The sequence below is a fragment of the Bacillus infantis NRRL B-14911 genome, from assembly GCF_000473245.1.
Taxonomy (GTDB): domain Bacteria; phylum Bacillota; class Bacilli; order Bacillales; family Cytobacillaceae; genus Bacillus_AB; species Bacillus_AB infantis.
On the sequence record NC_022524.1, the window covers coordinates 1432084 to 1446450 of the forward strand.

General features: G+C 46.3%; 14 protein-coding genes and 1 tRNA gene. 13 read left to right on the plus strand and 2 right to left on the minus strand.

The window, feature by feature from the left end:
* The first annotated feature begins 198 nt into the window (after positions 1 to 198).
* From N288_RS07365 to N288_RS07375, 3 genes are all read left to right on the plus strand, one after another.
* Complete coding sequence (locus N288_RS07365) at positions 199 to 1197, plus strand: TAXI family TRAP transporter solute-binding subunit (RefSeq protein WP_009794156.1); 999 nt, start codon at positions 199 to 201, stop codon at positions 1195 to 1197.
* Positions 1198 to 1370: 173 nt separating this feature from the next.
* Positions 1371 to 1901, plus strand: coding sequence for a DUF1850 domain-containing protein (locus N288_RS07370; protein WP_035402693.1), 531 nt, complete (start codon positions 1371 to 1373; stop codon positions 1899 to 1901).
* Positions 1891 to 3852: a TRAP transporter permease gene (locus tag N288_RS07375; RefSeq protein ID WP_009794158.1), complete on the plus strand. Its 1962-nt coding sequence runs from the start codon at positions 1891 to 1893 to the stop codon at positions 3850 to 3852. The genes N288_RS07370 and N288_RS07375 overlap by 11 nt, the downstream gene beginning before the upstream one ends.
* 171 nt (positions 3853 to 4023) lie before the next feature.
* On the opposite strand, the gene N288_RS07380 is transcribed toward N288_RS07375, so the two are convergent.
* Positions 4024 to 4248, minus strand: coding sequence for a hypothetical protein (locus N288_RS07380; RefSeq protein WP_009794159.1), 225 nt, complete (start codon positions 4246 to 4248; stop codon positions 4024 to 4026).
* 172 nt (positions 4249 to 4420) lie between these two features.
* Between N288_RS07380 and N288_RS07385 the strand changes: the two genes are divergently transcribed.
* The 3 genes from N288_RS07385 (at position 4421) to N288_RS07395 (ending at position 6203) form a co-directional block, all read left to right on the plus strand.
* Positions 4421 to 5248, plus strand: coding sequence for an ATP-binding cassette domain-containing protein (locus N288_RS07385; protein ID WP_009794160.1), 828 nt, complete (start codon positions 4421 to 4423; stop codon positions 5246 to 5248).
* A complete protein-coding gene (locus N288_RS07390; RefSeq protein ID WP_022543620.1) occupies positions 5245 to 5949 on the plus strand; it encodes a hypothetical protein in 705 nt (234 codons plus the stop codon). Before N288_RS07385 ends, N288_RS07390 begins: the two co-directional genes overlap by 4 nt.
* 182 nt (positions 5950 to 6131) lie before the next feature.
* Positions 6132 to 6203 (plus strand) — tRNA-Val (locus N288_RS07395).
* A gap of 103 nt (positions 6204 to 6306) precedes the next feature.
* Here the strand turns inward: N288_RS07395 and N288_RS07400 are convergent.
* Positions 6307 to 7326, minus strand: a complete 1020-nt coding sequence (locus N288_RS07400; RefSeq protein WP_009794162.1) for an LLM class flavin-dependent oxidoreductase — start codon at positions 7324 to 7326, stop codon at positions 6307 to 6309.
* A 247-nt stretch (positions 7327 to 7573) separates the two neighbouring features.
* Between N288_RS07400 and N288_RS07405 the strand changes: the two genes are divergently transcribed.
* From N288_RS07405 to N288_RS07435, 7 genes are all read left to right on the plus strand, one after another.
* Positions 7574 to 8164: a molybdopterin-dependent oxidoreductase gene (locus tag N288_RS07405; RefSeq protein WP_022543621.1), complete on the plus strand. Its 591-nt coding sequence runs from the start codon at positions 7574 to 7576 to the stop codon at positions 8162 to 8164.
* Between the two features lie 191 nt (positions 8165 to 8355).
* Complete coding sequence (locus N288_RS07410) at positions 8356 to 8685, plus strand: DUF3870 domain-containing protein (RefSeq protein WP_022543622.1); 330 nt, start codon at positions 8356 to 8358, stop codon at positions 8683 to 8685.
* A gap of 164 nt (positions 8686 to 8849) precedes the next feature.
* Positions 8850 to 9674 carry a M55 family metallopeptidase gene (locus N288_RS07415; RefSeq protein WP_009794166.1) on the plus strand — a complete coding sequence of 275 codons (825 nt, stop codon included), beginning with the start codon at positions 8850 to 8852 and terminating at the stop codon, positions 9672 to 9674.
* Between the two features lie 12 nt (positions 9675 to 9686).
* Positions 9687 to 10619 (plus strand): ABC transporter permease, encoded by a 933-nt coding sequence (locus N288_RS07420; protein WP_022543623.1) that lies wholly within the window; start codon positions 9687 to 9689, stop codon positions 10617 to 10619.
* Positions 10619 to 11572 carry an ABC transporter permease gene (locus N288_RS07425; RefSeq protein WP_009794168.1) on the plus strand — a complete coding sequence of 318 codons (954 nt, stop codon included), beginning with the start codon at positions 10619 to 10621 and terminating at the stop codon, positions 11570 to 11572. Before N288_RS07420 ends, N288_RS07425 begins: the two co-directional genes overlap by 1 nt.
* Positions 11573 to 11579: 7 nt before the next feature.
* Positions 11580 to 12578: an ABC transporter ATP-binding protein gene (locus N288_RS07430; protein WP_035402756.1), complete on the plus strand. Its 999-nt coding sequence runs from the start codon at positions 11580 to 11582 to the stop codon at positions 12576 to 12578.
* A 103-nt stretch (positions 12579 to 12681) separates the two neighbouring features.
* Positions 12682 to 14313: a peptide ABC transporter substrate-binding protein gene (locus N288_RS07435; RefSeq protein WP_022543624.1), complete on the plus strand. Its 1632-nt coding sequence runs from the start codon at positions 12682 to 12684 to the stop codon at positions 14311 to 14313.
* Positions 14314 to 14367 lie beyond the last annotated feature (54 nt).

A 14367-nucleotide genomic window follows, 5' to 3' on the forward strand; every position in this document is an offset into this window, starting at 1 on the left:
ATTGGATAATAAATCCAATCTTAATCCATGAATATTAATAACTCTTCAACATTGAAGGCAAAGACAGTTTTCCTTGCCGGCATAACCGCCCCGCTATTGGTTTTAGGACCGACCAGGGGATGGTAATTGACAATTGTGCAAAAGTTTATGTTAAAATAAACTTGAGAAATTCTAAATAAAAACAGAGGGGGAAATTCTATGAAAAGAAAAAGTTTTCTACTTTCAGCAGCATTGCTGCTGGCGCTTTCTATGATTCTTGCTGCCTGCGGCGGCAATTCAGATGAAGGCGGTTCAGACAATGGAGGGGAAGGCGGATCAGAAAAGCCTAAATTCCTCAGCATCGTTACCGGTGGAACCGGCGGTACATACTTCCCGCTTGGAGGCGCATTTGCGGATATCATTTCCGATGAAACCGGCATCCAGGCCAATGCTGAAACATCAGGCGCTTCTGCCGAGAACATGAATACGCTTAAGGATGGAAATGCTGAAATTGCTTTTTCACAAACTGATATTGCCTCATATGCAAAAGATGGAAAGCTGATGTTTGAAGGTTCTGCTGTTGACAATGTCAGCGCTATCGGAACGCTTTATCCTGAAACGATTCAAATCGTCACTACAGCTAAATCCGGCATCAAATCTGTTGAGGATTTGAAAGGCAAGAAGGTTTCTGTCGGTGCTCCAGGTTCAGGCACGAACCCGAATGCAGAACAGATCCTTGAAGTGCATGGGATGACATTTGATGACATCGACAAGCAGGATCTTTCTTTTGACGAGTCTACTGCAGGTATCCAGGATGGAACTATCGATGCGGCTTTCGTAACTGCCGGAACTCCTACTGGTGCTGTTGAAGGTCTTTCAGCAACTGAAGAAGTTGTCATTGTTCCTATCGAACAAGACAAAATTGATGCTCTGATTGAGAAGTACCCTTATTATATCCAGGATGAAGTCCCATCTGGAACTTACGGACTCTCTGATGCAGTAGCAACTGTTGCTGTACAGGCGATGCTTGTCGTGGCAAATGACCTGTCTGAAGATACGGTTTACGACATTACTAAGGCTATCTTTGAAAACACAGACAAGATCACACACGCAAAAGGCAAATTGATTACAGCTGAAAGTGCTCTTAATGGGGTAGGCATCGATGTGCACCCGGGAGCTCAGAAGTATTTTGACGAAAAAGGCGTAAAAGCCGAATAGTCTGCTGATTTTTCTAAATGGCTTCACCCTGGCCGGCGCCGCAAACCTGAACAGGTTACCGCGCCGGTCAATTCTCTTTAAGAGGACCTGAAGTTTAAGTCAGCCTTAGCCCAATGAGAGATGGGCCAGGTGAAGGTGTTGGCCTTCATCCCATTTTCTAACAGGGGGTCCTGATGAAAAAACGAACTAGATTGAAGAGAGCATTATTGCTGCTTCCCCTCTTAATTGCTGCCATTGCAATTATTATCTTTATCCCTTACAAAAAAGCACTTGTAATTCAATACCAAAATACAGGCAAAGTGCTTGCCTATATCCCTTTCACCGAGGAAGAAATTTTTAAAATAAAATATACCCATTCAATCCATCTTTCAGATGTGGTAGAGAGCTATAAACCAACAAAGGATTTGAAGATCCGGCAATACGAGCTTATGTATGAAGATTTTGCGATCGGCATGCCTGACAACGCTTCCGCAGGTGAGGTATTTGAACAAAAGGACGGGAAATACTATATCCGGAATATGAATAGAGTATTCCCTCATTTTGATATGCGGACAGGCAAGGTCAGGGCAAATCATAGAATTATATATAACGGAACCGAGTATCCTATGGCAGGTTTTATCGAGCCGGGAACATGGGTAAGATTTACAATTGATAAAATAAACATTTACCAGCAGTTGGAAGGAGTGAATATCCTTGAGCAATAAAGGAGAAACACTGACTCAGGAACAGCAGCAGGAGCTGCTCGAAAAATATGATCCCGAAGCGGGGACGCGAAAGCTGAAGGGAGTGCTGGGATGGATTGTCTTTTTAGGCTTGCTGTCCTTCTCCCTATTTCAGCTTTACACTGGAATATTCGGTGTATTGACAGCGCAGCTACAGCGTTCCATCCACTTGGGATTTGCACTTGCGCTTATTTTTCTTCTTTTCCCGGCGAGGAAAAAGGACAGGGGGAAAAAGCATAAGGTAGCTTGGTATGATTTAATCCTTGCCATTGCTGCGGTTGCAGTAGGGGCATACTGGCCGCTTATGATTGATGAAATCGTTATGAGGGTCGGCCGTTTGACTGATCTTGATTTTTATATTGGACTTACAGCAATCATCCTTGTCCTTGAGGCAACCAGGAGGGCAGTCGGGCTTCCTATAACCATCATTGCTGCCCTTTTTCTTGCGTATGCCTTATACGGTCCTTATATGCCCGGATTCCTTGCGCACAGAGGCTTGGATCTCCAAAGGCTGGTGCAGACGATGTTCTTTACAACCGAAGGGATATTGGGTACGCCCCTCGGAGTTTCTGCCACCTTCATTTTCCTGTTCCTGCTGTTCGGGTCGTTCCTGGTAAAAACGGGTGTGGGGCAATATTTCAATGATCTGGCTGTCAGCATTGCCGGAAAAAGGACAGGCGGGCCTGCGAAGGTAGCGATCTTCTCCAGTGCACTTCAGGGTACGATCAGCGGGAGCTCAGTTGCCAATGTGGTAACTTCAGGTTCTTTTACAATCCCGATGATGAAAAAGCTTGGATACAAGAAGGAATTTGCCGGAGCGGTTGAGGCAGCAGCTTCTACAGGCGGACAGCTGATGCCGCCAATCATGGGGGCTGCGGCCTTCCTGATGGTCGAATTCATTGGCGGAGGCATCACCTACTGGGATATTGCCAAAGCAGCAGCGATTCCTGCCCTTCTTTATTTCACGGGGATATGGATCATGACCCACTTTGAAGCGAAAAGAATAGGGCTCAGGGGCCTGAAGAAAGAAGAAATGCCAAACCGCAAAAAAGTGCTGAGCAAAATCTATCTGCTGCTGCCTATCCTGGCAGTGGTCGTCCTGCTTATGAGCGGTATGAGTGTAATTAGGGCCGCTCTCTGGTCTATCCTCATTACAATAGCAGTCAGCGCTATCAAAAAAGAAACCAGGATTAATTTTAAAGATGCTATTGACGCGCTCGTTGACGGTGCAAGAACTGCCCTTGGTGTAGCCGCTGCAACCGCAGCTGCCGGCATTATCGTCGGTGTGGTAACCAAGACAGGGCTGGGGCTGAAGCTGGCAAATGGACTGCTTGATCTGGCCGGCGGTGCTTTAATACCGACGCTTATGCTCACGATGCTGGCTGCCATCGTCCTCGGGATGGGTTCACCGACGACAGCAAACTACGTCATTACATCAACCATCGCGGCACCTGCCATCATTTTGCTTGGTGTGCCTGATTTATCAGCCCACCTGTTTGTCTTTTATTTTGGCATCATTGCCGATATTACACCGCCAGTTGCACTTGCAGCCTTCGCAGCCGCTGGTGTATCCGGAGGGGAGCCGATCAAGACCGGGGTCAATTCGGCGAAGCTGGCGATCGCGGCCTTTATCATTCCGTATATGTTCGTTCTTTCGCCTGAATTGTTAATGATTGATACAACATGGTATTATCTGGTCTGGGTAGTCTTTACTGCTCTTGCGGGAATGATGGCTATCGGGTCAGGTGTTATCGGCTACTGGTTCAGAAGGCTGTGGTGGTTTGAACGCATAATCGGCATTGTTGGTGGTTTATGCCTCATCTATCCAGAAACTTTAACAGATATAATCGGCCTTGTTTCATTTGCAGCTCTTATCATCCTTCAGTTCGTTATTAAAAGGGATGATTCACTAAAGCCGCAGACTGCAGGCTGAATTACAAAGGGAGTCCAATCGGGCTCCTTTTTTGAATGATTAAAATTGTGATAATATGGATGTGGAGGAAGATTTTTGAATATTAACATAGCTTGATTGCAAATCGAGTGGGGCGGAGGCGAAATATAGGTGGCCAAAGCAGAAGAGCTAATCCCAATACAAATATTGAAATTAGCTGATTTTACGGTATGTCTGCTCTTTTTCCGGCATGAGCGAAAGAATGTTTTCGAGCTTGAAGATTCTCATTTGCCTTCTTGTGAAGCAATAGGCAAGAACGGTAGTCCCATTTATATCCTTTACTAAAATCTTCCTTTGTGTCAGCTTGTTCTTGGCGGAAAGATAGATTACCTGTATAGCCATATTTTTTTCCATTGATCTGTATAAAATGCCTTTCATTTAGTTTTCCTCCCATTAAGCCTTCTTAGGGCTTTCATTTCTTGTATTTTTATTATATGCGAACAAATGTTCTTTTTCAAGTATGAGGCTTAACTTTTTTTCATTTTTTTACATTTTAGAGTCACATGATATATCGGTGCTTGCTTTAAAGAAAATCGACTAGGGGATTACTATGAATAAGCATATGATTGAATTAATTGAGGCAGAGAAAAACATAAAAGGGAAGATGATTCTCACTAATATTAATTTAAAGCTGGATGAGGGTGAACGGGCAGCTATAATCGGGCACAATGGCTCTGGGAAAAGCACCTTATTGAAACTGATGGCAGGTTTTTTTGAACCTACTGCCGGAAGCGTAAAAAGGAGGACCAAGAAGATCGGGTTTGTTCCTGAACATTTCCCTGATCAAAATCGGTTCAGGATGAGAGAGTTTCTTTTGTCTGCAGGAAGAATGGGAGGCCGAACGAAGTCAGAGCTTGAGGAAGAGATTGAATATTATGCTGAGTTATTCAATGCAGAAGGGTTTCTGGAAACTCCCTTGAAGAATTGTTCTAAGGGAACGATGCAGAAGGCTGGGATTATCCAGGCCCTTCTGCTGCAGCCGGATGTTCTCCTCCTGGATGAGCCATTGACCGGTCTGGACGAGGAAGCCCAGCAGGCATTCCTCAGGTACCTTCCAGGCCTTAAAGGAAAAATGGCCATTGCTTTTACTGCTCATGAAAACTTCCTTGTCAGAGAGGCGGCGGACAGGGTGATTGAATTGGAAAATGGTTCTGTTGTATCTGATGTTAATAATGTTGCAGAAGCCGTAAAATACATAAAAGCCCTAGTCCCGCATATTTCAATCCTAAAAGAGTTGCCAGCTGTTCAGTATAGCCAATTGGACCATAACCTGTTTATTATTAAAGAAGCAGCTTCGGCATCAGACGTCCTTCTAAAAAGCCTTCTTGATTCTGGCTGTTCAATTGTTGAAGTGATAGAAAGGGGGGGAGCGCTTTGATGGCTTTCCTTCAGTATCAGCTCAGAAGTGTAATCAGATCTTACAGATTCCTGCCTCCGTATACTGTTTACCTGGTCTGGATTTTCGTATTGTACACCTACGAAGGGGCACCCGTCCTTAGCAGCTACGCGGTCTCATCGATTGCTTTATATTTGTGTACAGCCTGGCTGGGCATGCTTTTCTTTTCCTTGGATCAGGAACAGGAAAAGTTTATCCTTATGTCACACCTGGGCAGCAAAAAGAAATACCTTGCTGGCAAGGCAGCTGCTGTGTTTGTCTCCTCCCTGCCGCTCATGATATTTGCTATCTACTTTCCTGTGATCACAGGAAGCTTTAGATTGGAAATGGAGATTTCTTTTTACCTGCTGGCTTTCTATGCCCATATTATGCTGGCGATTCTGGGCCTGCTTGTATCAATGCTTTTCTCTGGCGGACTGAACGCGGATAAAAGGTATGCCTGGCTGGCCGCTGTTCTCATACTTACAGCTTCATTAGCAGCAGAATCAGCTGCAGATGAGTGGAAGGGAGCTTCCTGGTTCCTGTGGCTGCTGCCCCCTGTCATGAGGGCGCTGAGTTATCTAAGCCAGGGGGACATTGCGGCTAAACTGGCACCATTGCTTAAAGACAGTCTGATTATAGTGGCTTACTGTTTGGCAGCAGCTGCTGCGGGGGTTCGTTTATTTTTAAAAAAGGAAGCGTGAATGGACATCGATTGAGGATTCATATTTAACAAATTGGTTAAGGGGAACTGTCACATGCCTCTTTAGGCAATGGAGACGTTCTCCAAACCGCAAAATAAAAAATATATTAAAACGAAAAAATATCTGAAATAGTATTGACTTTGCCCCGAAAATGAATATAATTAAATATGTAGTTAAGACACGATCTGATAGTTCAGCGGGAGAATACTTCCTTGACAGGGAAGGGGTCGGGGGTTCGAATCCCTCTCAGATCATACTGAAGGATGCGTGGCAGTATAATGCCACGCATCTTTTTTTGATGATATTTAGTATAGAAGCAAAAAAGGGCTGCCGAGATTTATCGGCAGCCCTTTTTGTTTACTGTTTTTTCATGATCTCACTAACAATTTCAAATGACCGCAAGCGGGCTTTGTGATCATAAATTTGGGCGTTGACCATGAATTCATTAGCCTGAGTTTTGTCCAGGAATTCCTGCAGCTTCTTCTGCACCGTTTCTGCATCGCCAATAATGGATGAGCCAAGCTGCTGCTGCAGCAGAGCCTTTTCGTATTCACTCCATAGTTCATCCATGTTGTCGACAGGCGGCTTCAGGGCACCTGGTGTATTGCGGATCAAATTAAGGAACTGCTGCTGCATGCTAGTGGCGAGCCTTTCAGCTTCTTCCTGTGTATCAGCGGCAATCACATTGACCCCTACCATTGCATAAGGCTCAGATAGTTCATCTGATGGCGTAAAATGGCTTCGGTAAAGCTGAAGGGCAGGCAGGGTATTATCAGGAGAGAAGTGGCTGGCAAACGCAAAAGGCAGTCCCAGCTGGGCAGAGAGCCTGGCGCTGAAGCCGCTTGAGCCCAAAAGCCAGATCGGTATATTCAAGCCTTCGCCTGGAATGGCTCTTACTCTTTTCCTTTCAGCCGGCGACTCTGCTTCAAAATACTCCCGGAGTTCTTCAAGCTGTTCAGGGAAATCCTGTCCATCGTTTCCGCGGTCCCTGCGCAATGCATGTGCTGTTAGCTGGTCAGTGCCCGGCGCACGCCCGAGACCAAGGTCAATTCTGCCCGGATAAAGAGATTCCAATGTACCGAACTGCTCTGCTATGACAAGCGGTGCATGGTTCGGAAGCATAATTCCGCCGGAACCAACCCTGATGCTAGAGGTTCCCCCGGCGACATGTCCGATCACAACAGAAGTAGCAGAGCTGGCGATCCCTGCCATATTATGATGCTCTGCAAGCCAATAGCGCGTATAGCCCCATTTTTCGGCATGCTGTGCGAGGTCCAGAGTATTCTTCAATGAAACCGCTGCTGTACTGCCTTCATTGATAGGTGAAAGATCAAGTACAGAATATTTAATATCGCTTAACTTTTTATTCTCAGACATATTGTCACTTCTTTCTTCTGGAATGGCGGCTGCTGCAGTTCATCAGCTCATGTCTATTTTATCAGCAGTAATTAGTCTCTCAAAATATTATGATTTAAACCGGAAAAATCCCGCTGGCCAGGCTTATATCCCATTGGGTATTTGCGGGGAGGACTGCCTGAAAAAGTGATTGGTAAAGGGGATTTCTTGCGGGAGGAAGCTGCAAAGGTTATTCTTAATGAAAATATAATTGTAAAGGATGATGACAGTGAAGCGGGTGCTGCCGCCAGGGCAATTTGAAACTGAAAAATGGCCTGTTCTCCACCAGGGCGATGTTTATGAATTTGATGAAGCTTCTTGGGATTTCAGGCTCTTTGGAGAGGTAGAAGAGGAGGTTTCCCTGTCATATGCTGAAATGATGATGCTGCCAAAAACGGTGTCCAGCATTGATATGCATTGTGTGACTACCTGGTCCAAGTTTGGGACCAGGTTTGAAGGCATCGCTTTAAGGGAACTGCTGCAGCTGGTCAATATCAAGGAAGATGTCAAATATATAAAGATATACGGGTATTATAACGGGGACCGTTTTGGCTACTCTGCAAACCTGCCTCTGGGGGACCTTCTAGGCAATGACGCCCTGTTTGTATACAGATGGAAGGATGAAAACCATGAATGGCAGGAAATATCCCCTAAGCATGGCTACCCGCTGAGATTCATACCTCCAGCCTCTTTCTATTTGTGGAAAGGCTCAAAATGGGTATCCGGCATCCGTTTTATGAAAGACGATGAAGAAGGCTTCTGGGAGGAGCTTGGCTACTCCATGACCGCCGATCCGTTTAAGGAGGAAAGATACAGATGAAGGGACTTTTTGGTCCTTTCTAATAACTATTGAAGCTTGAATAGATAAAAAATTTAGAAAAATCCATAAAAATAATTGTCAAAGCAGTCTCTGTTATATTACAATTTCCATAAGGGCGTGTGCATTATAATGAATATTTATGTTCCCGCATAAATGCCTCATATAATATCCCCGCGCCGCAGGAGGGCAATATGTATCAGGACAGCACAGTGTATATTATTGGAGACAGCAAGACATCCTCCAATAATCCGATCATGCAGAAATACAATGGTTTTTTCATTGCACTCGTCATTGACAGGGACACACATAAGATTGAAGATGCAGAATGCTCTTCAACAATTGGGCTGACTTCCCTGTTTGTTAAGTCATTGTTTGCAGGGAAATCCATGCTGGAGGAAGAAGGCATCCTTTCTGAAATAGAAGCGCGGTATTTTGGTTCTTCCCAGAAAGCGCTGATGGTTGCTTTTAAGAATGCCAGCATAAAGTACAAGCAAATAGCCGGAATAAATTTAAATGTATAGCTGCTTTTTCTGCTGAACCCAGATAAAATCCAGCTGTTAGAGACTCTCTCTGGCAGCTGGATTTTTTTAATAGCCTAAGTTCTATTCATAACGCTATTGAAATATAGTAATTTATCCGCTATAATAGTAAGAAAATTCAAAATATTTGAAAGTGTGGAGAGTCTATGAAAATATATCTATCGGTTGATATGGAAGGCATAACCGGGCTGTCTGATTATACCCATGTTGATTCTTCCAGGCATAATTACGAAAGAAGCCGCATCATTATGACAGACGAAGCAAATTTTATTGTTTCAGAAGCTTTTGACCGCGGTGCTACTGAGGTGCTGGTGAATGACAGCCATTCCAAAATGAATAATCTTCTTGTTGAGAGGATGCACCCGGAAACCCAGCTGATCACAGGGGATGTTAAGCCTTTCAGCATGGTCCAGGGTTTAAATTCTGAATTCTCAGGTGCTATATTCGCTGGCTATCATGCACGGGCATCCATGGAAGGTGTAATGTCTCACACCATGATATTCGGTGTCCGGAATATATACATAAATGACACAGCAGTCGGGGAGCTGGGATTCAACGCATATGTGGCAGGCCATTTTGGAGTACCGGTGATCATGGTTGCAGGCGATGACAGGGCGGCCAAAGAAGCCGAAGAGCTTATTCCGAATGTAACGACAGCCGTTGTAAAACAGACCATTTCCCGTTCGGCTGTAAAAACCCTCACACCGGCTAAGGCCGGAATGCTTTTGAAAGAAAAAACCGCCGCTGCTATCGAAAACAGGGAAAAGGTTAAACCGCTTGTCCCGCCGGATGCCCCTCTCCTGAGGATTGAATTTGCAAACTACGGCCAGGCAGAATGGGCAGGGCTTATGCCTGGTACGGAAATAGAAAAAGGAACGACAACTGTCCGGTTCCAGGCAAAAAATATTCTGGAAGCATACCAGGCTATGCTGGTCATGACCGAGCTGGCCATGAGAACGGCATTTTGTTAGGAAGTGGCCGGGATGAATAGTTATATACTCAAAAGACTTTTATCGATGCTTGTTACACTATGGCTGATCATCACGCTTACCTTTTTCCTGATGCACAGCATCCCTGGTTCTCCTTTCAACGAAGAAAGGGCGACGAGCGAAGCTGTCCAGAAGAACCTGGAGGCCTATTATCATCTGGATGAACCGCTTCCTGTCCAATATGCAACTTACCTGAAGTCGCTTATAACGCTGGATTTCGGACCTTCTATCAAAAAGTCGTCACAGACAGTCAATGACATGCTGAGCAGGGGCTTTCCGGTGTCATTTGAACTTGGGATGTGGACTTTGCTCCTGGCAGTCTTTTCGGGGATCGTGCTTGGCATCATCGCAGCACTCAGGCATAACGGATTCATTGACTATCTGGCGATGACCATCGCTGTGCTTGGCATATCAGTTCCCAACTTTGTTCTGGCAACGCTGCTGATCCAGCAGGTTGCTGTCAATTGGGACCTGCTTCCCGCAGCTACATGGACCAGCTGGAGGCATATGATTCTCCCGACACTGGCTCTCGCAACCGGCCCGATGGCAATCATTGCAAGGCTGACAAGGGCAAGCATGCTCGAAGTGCTGACCCAGGATTATATCAGGACGGCCAAGGCAAAGGGACTTACACCGGTAAAAATCGTATTCAAACATGCACTGAGAAACGCATTGCTTCCTGTTGTCACGGTGCTTGGCACCATGGCGGCTAGCATTTTGACCGGCACCTTTGTCATCGAGAAGATCTTTGCCATACCGGGGATGGGCAAGTATTTTATTGAAAGCATCGGAAACCGGGACTATCCCGTCATCATGGGAACAACCGTTTTTTATAGCGCCGTACTTATCTTCATGCTGTTTCTGGTGGATTTCGCCTATGGCGTACTCGATCCCCGCATTAAGCTGAGTAAAAGGGAGGGACGATAATGGAATTGCGAAAACAGCAGGAGCGCAGCGTTTCCCCGGAAATTCCTGATGAGTGGTTTACGCCCCGTTCGAAAGAAGAGGGGGAAGCTGAGGCAGTAGTGAGGCCAAGCCTTTCCTACTGGCAGGATTCGTGGAGGCGGCTGTCGCGCAACAAGCTGGCAATGGCCGGACTCGTATTTCTCATCTTTCTGCTCTTTATGGCTATTTTTGGACCGGTCATTTCACCCCATTCGGTCGAAAGCTCTAAGCTGACCGAACAGAATCTCCCTCCATCCTCCAGCCACTGGTTCGGCACAGATGAATTGGGGCGGGATGTGTTCACAAGAACCTGGTATGGCGCCAGGGTCTCACTGTTCGTAGCGGTGATTGCGGCCCTGCTGGATTTTATGATCGGAGTCATCTATGGAGGCATTGCCGGCTATAAAGGAGGCATGGCAGACAACCTGATGATGCGGATCATTGAAGTCCTGTACGGCCTGCCATATCTGCTGGTTGTTATTCTTCTTGCAGTCGTAATGGGCCCTGGCCTGACGACCATCATTGTCGCCTTGTCAGTTACAGGCTGGATTGGAATGGCCCGGATTGTCAGGGGACAGGTCATGCAAATCAAAAATTATGAATTTATACTGGCATCCAAAACCTTTGGAACAAAGACATCGAGGATCATCAGAAAGAATCTCCTGCCTAATACAATGGGCCCGATCATCGTCCAGCTCACGCTGACCGTGCCGTCGGCCATATTTGCAGAAGCTTTCCTGAGCTTTCTTGGCCTGGGAATCCAGGCACCGTTTGCCAGCTGGGGAGTAATGGCCAATGACGGGCTGTCAACTATCCTTTCCGGCCATTGGTGGAGGCTGTTCTTTCCTGCCTTTTTCATCTCCATGACGATGTTTGCTTTTAATGTTCTCGGGGACGGCCTGCAGGATGCACTGGATCCAAAGCTGAGGAGGTAGAGCCATGATGGAAAAAGTATTGGAAATCAAAAATTTGCATGTTTCCTTTTCCACCTATGGCGGAGAGGTAAAAGCAGTCCGCGGGGTGGAATTTGATTTATACAAAGGGGAAACCCTGGCTATAGTCGGCGAATCCGGAAGCGGCAAAAGCGTCACTTCCCAGAGCATCATGAAGCTGATACCTTCCCCGCCCGGAAGAATCGCAGAGGGGTCGATCCTGTTCAATGGCCGGGACCTGACCCGGCTGAAAGAGTCAGAGATGCGCAAGATCCGGGGGGCGGACATATCCATGATCTTTCAGGATCCCATGACAGCTCTTAATCCGACCATTACAGTTGGGGAACAGATTATAGAAGGAATCCGGCAGCATCAGTCCGTTTCCAAAGACCAGGCTAAGAAAAAGGCTTTGGAGATGCTTAAACTGGTGGGGATACCCAGTCCTGAGTCAAGGCTCAGGCAATACCCGCACCAATTCAGCGGCGGCATGAGGCAGAGAATAGTCATTGCGATGGCCCTTGTCTGCGAGCCGGAAATATTGATTGCGGATGAGCCGACGACCGCCCTGGATGTAACCATTCAGGCACAGATACTTGATTTGTTCAAGGAAATCCAGCAAAAGACAGGTGTATCCATTATATTGATCACCCATGACCTTGGCGTGGTTGCGCAGGTAGCTGACCGTGTCGCAGTTATGTATGCCGGGAAGATCGTTGAGGCAGGCACAAGAAGGGAGATTTTCTATAGTCCTCAGCATCCTTATACAGTAGGGCTGCTGAACTCGGTGCCGCGCCTTGATTCTGAAGAAGGGGAGCTTGTGCCGATACCTGGATCCCCCCCTGATTTGTTCGCACCGCCGCAGGGCTGTCCTTTTGCAGCAAGATGTGATTATGCAATGGAAGTTTGTGAAAAAGTCTATCCGTTTGAAAGCCGTTTAAGCAGTGAGCATCATGTGGACTGCTGGCTGCAGGATGAGCGCGCTAAAAAAATGCTGGTCCGTGTAAGATAGCACCGCCGGCGTTCCGGCTTGCCCGGAACGCCGGCGGAATTATCCAGATGCAGGTTTTCAAGAAACTGCATTGATAGATGAAAATAGAATGAGGGGGAGAAAAATGAAAAAATTTTTCATGTTGTTTCTGGCAATGTCGCTTGTATTCGTCATGGCAGCCTGTACAGCCAATTCGGATACAGGAAGCGAACCTTCAGATGAGGGCAAAGATAGTGGGGATAGCGGAAGTGAAAAGGTGCTTTACTTAAATAATGGTGTAGAACCAACATCCTTTGACCCTCCAATCGGTTTTGATGCCGTTTCCTGGAACTCGCTGAATAATATCATGGAAGGCCTGACAAGGCTCGGCAAGGAGCATGAAGCAGAACCTGCCGCGGCAGAGAAGTGGGATGTTTCTGAAGATGGCAAGACATACACATTCCATATACGTGATAATGCAAAATGGTCTAACGGGGATGATGTCACAGCAGGGGATTTTGTTTTTGCCTGGAAACGCCTGCTTGATCCGAATACAGGTTCGCCGGCAGCTTTCCTCGGCTATTTCATTGAAGGCGGCGAAGCCTTTAATACTGGTGAAGGATCGGCTGATGAAGTGAACGTAAAAGCTGTCGATGATAAAACATTCGAAGTGACTTTGACTAGCCCGCAGGCTTACTTTTTAAGCATCATCGCCAATCCGGCATTTTTCCCGGTCAACGAAAAAACAGCGACTGAAAATCCGGAATGGTTTGCAGAAGCTGACACCTTTGTAGGAAATGGCCCGTTCAAGCTGACAGAATGGGAGCATGACACAAATATGGTCATGGAGAAAAATGAAGAGTATTGGGATGCGGAAAATGTCAAACTGGATAAAGTGCACTGGGCGATGGTGAATGACACGAATACCGAATACCAGATGTATCAAAAAGGGGAGCTGGACACTTCAGATGTACCGGCAGACCTTAGCGAGCAGCTCTTTGAAGAAGGCAAGGTCCAGGTTGAAGATCAGGCCGGCCAATATTTCTACCGCTTTAATGTGAATAAGGAGCCATTCCAGAATGTGAACATCAGAAAAGCTTTTGCAATGGCGGTGGATCAGGAGCAAATCGTTGAATTTGTAACCAAGAATCAGGAGCAGCCTGCTTATGGATTTGTTCCTCCAGGCTTTAAGGATCCGTCCGGGAATGATTTCCGCGAAGTGAACGGGGACCTGGTCAAAACTGATGCCGCACAGGCAAAAGAGCTGCTGAAGAAGGGAATGGAAGAGGAAGGCTACAGCGAGCTTCCTGAAGTGACTCTGACATACAGCACGAATGATGTGCATAAAAAAATTGCAGAAGCCCTACAGCAGATGCTTAAAGAAAATCTTGGGGTCGATGTAAAGCTTGCAAATATGGAAGCAAACGTGTTCGCGACTGAACAGAAGGCGCTGAACCTGCAGCTTTCCAGAAGCTCTTTCCTGGCTGATTATGCTGACCCGATCAACTTCCTTGAGAACTTCCAGACCGGCCACTCGATGAACCGGACCGGCTGGAGCAATGCCGATTTCGATAAGCTGATTCAATCCGCAAAAAATGAAGCTGATGAAGCGAAACGCTATGACATGATGTACGAAGCAGAAAAAATCCTTTATAATGAGTCGCCTATTTTCTCACTGCATTTCTATAACCAGGTATATCTCCAAAATGAAGCTGTATCAGGTATCGTCCGCCACCCAGTCGGATATCTGGAATTAAAATGGGCTGACAAAGAATAGCATTGAAAAGGGGTGTTCTGCTGAACATCCCTTTTTAACTGGCAAACGGCAGCG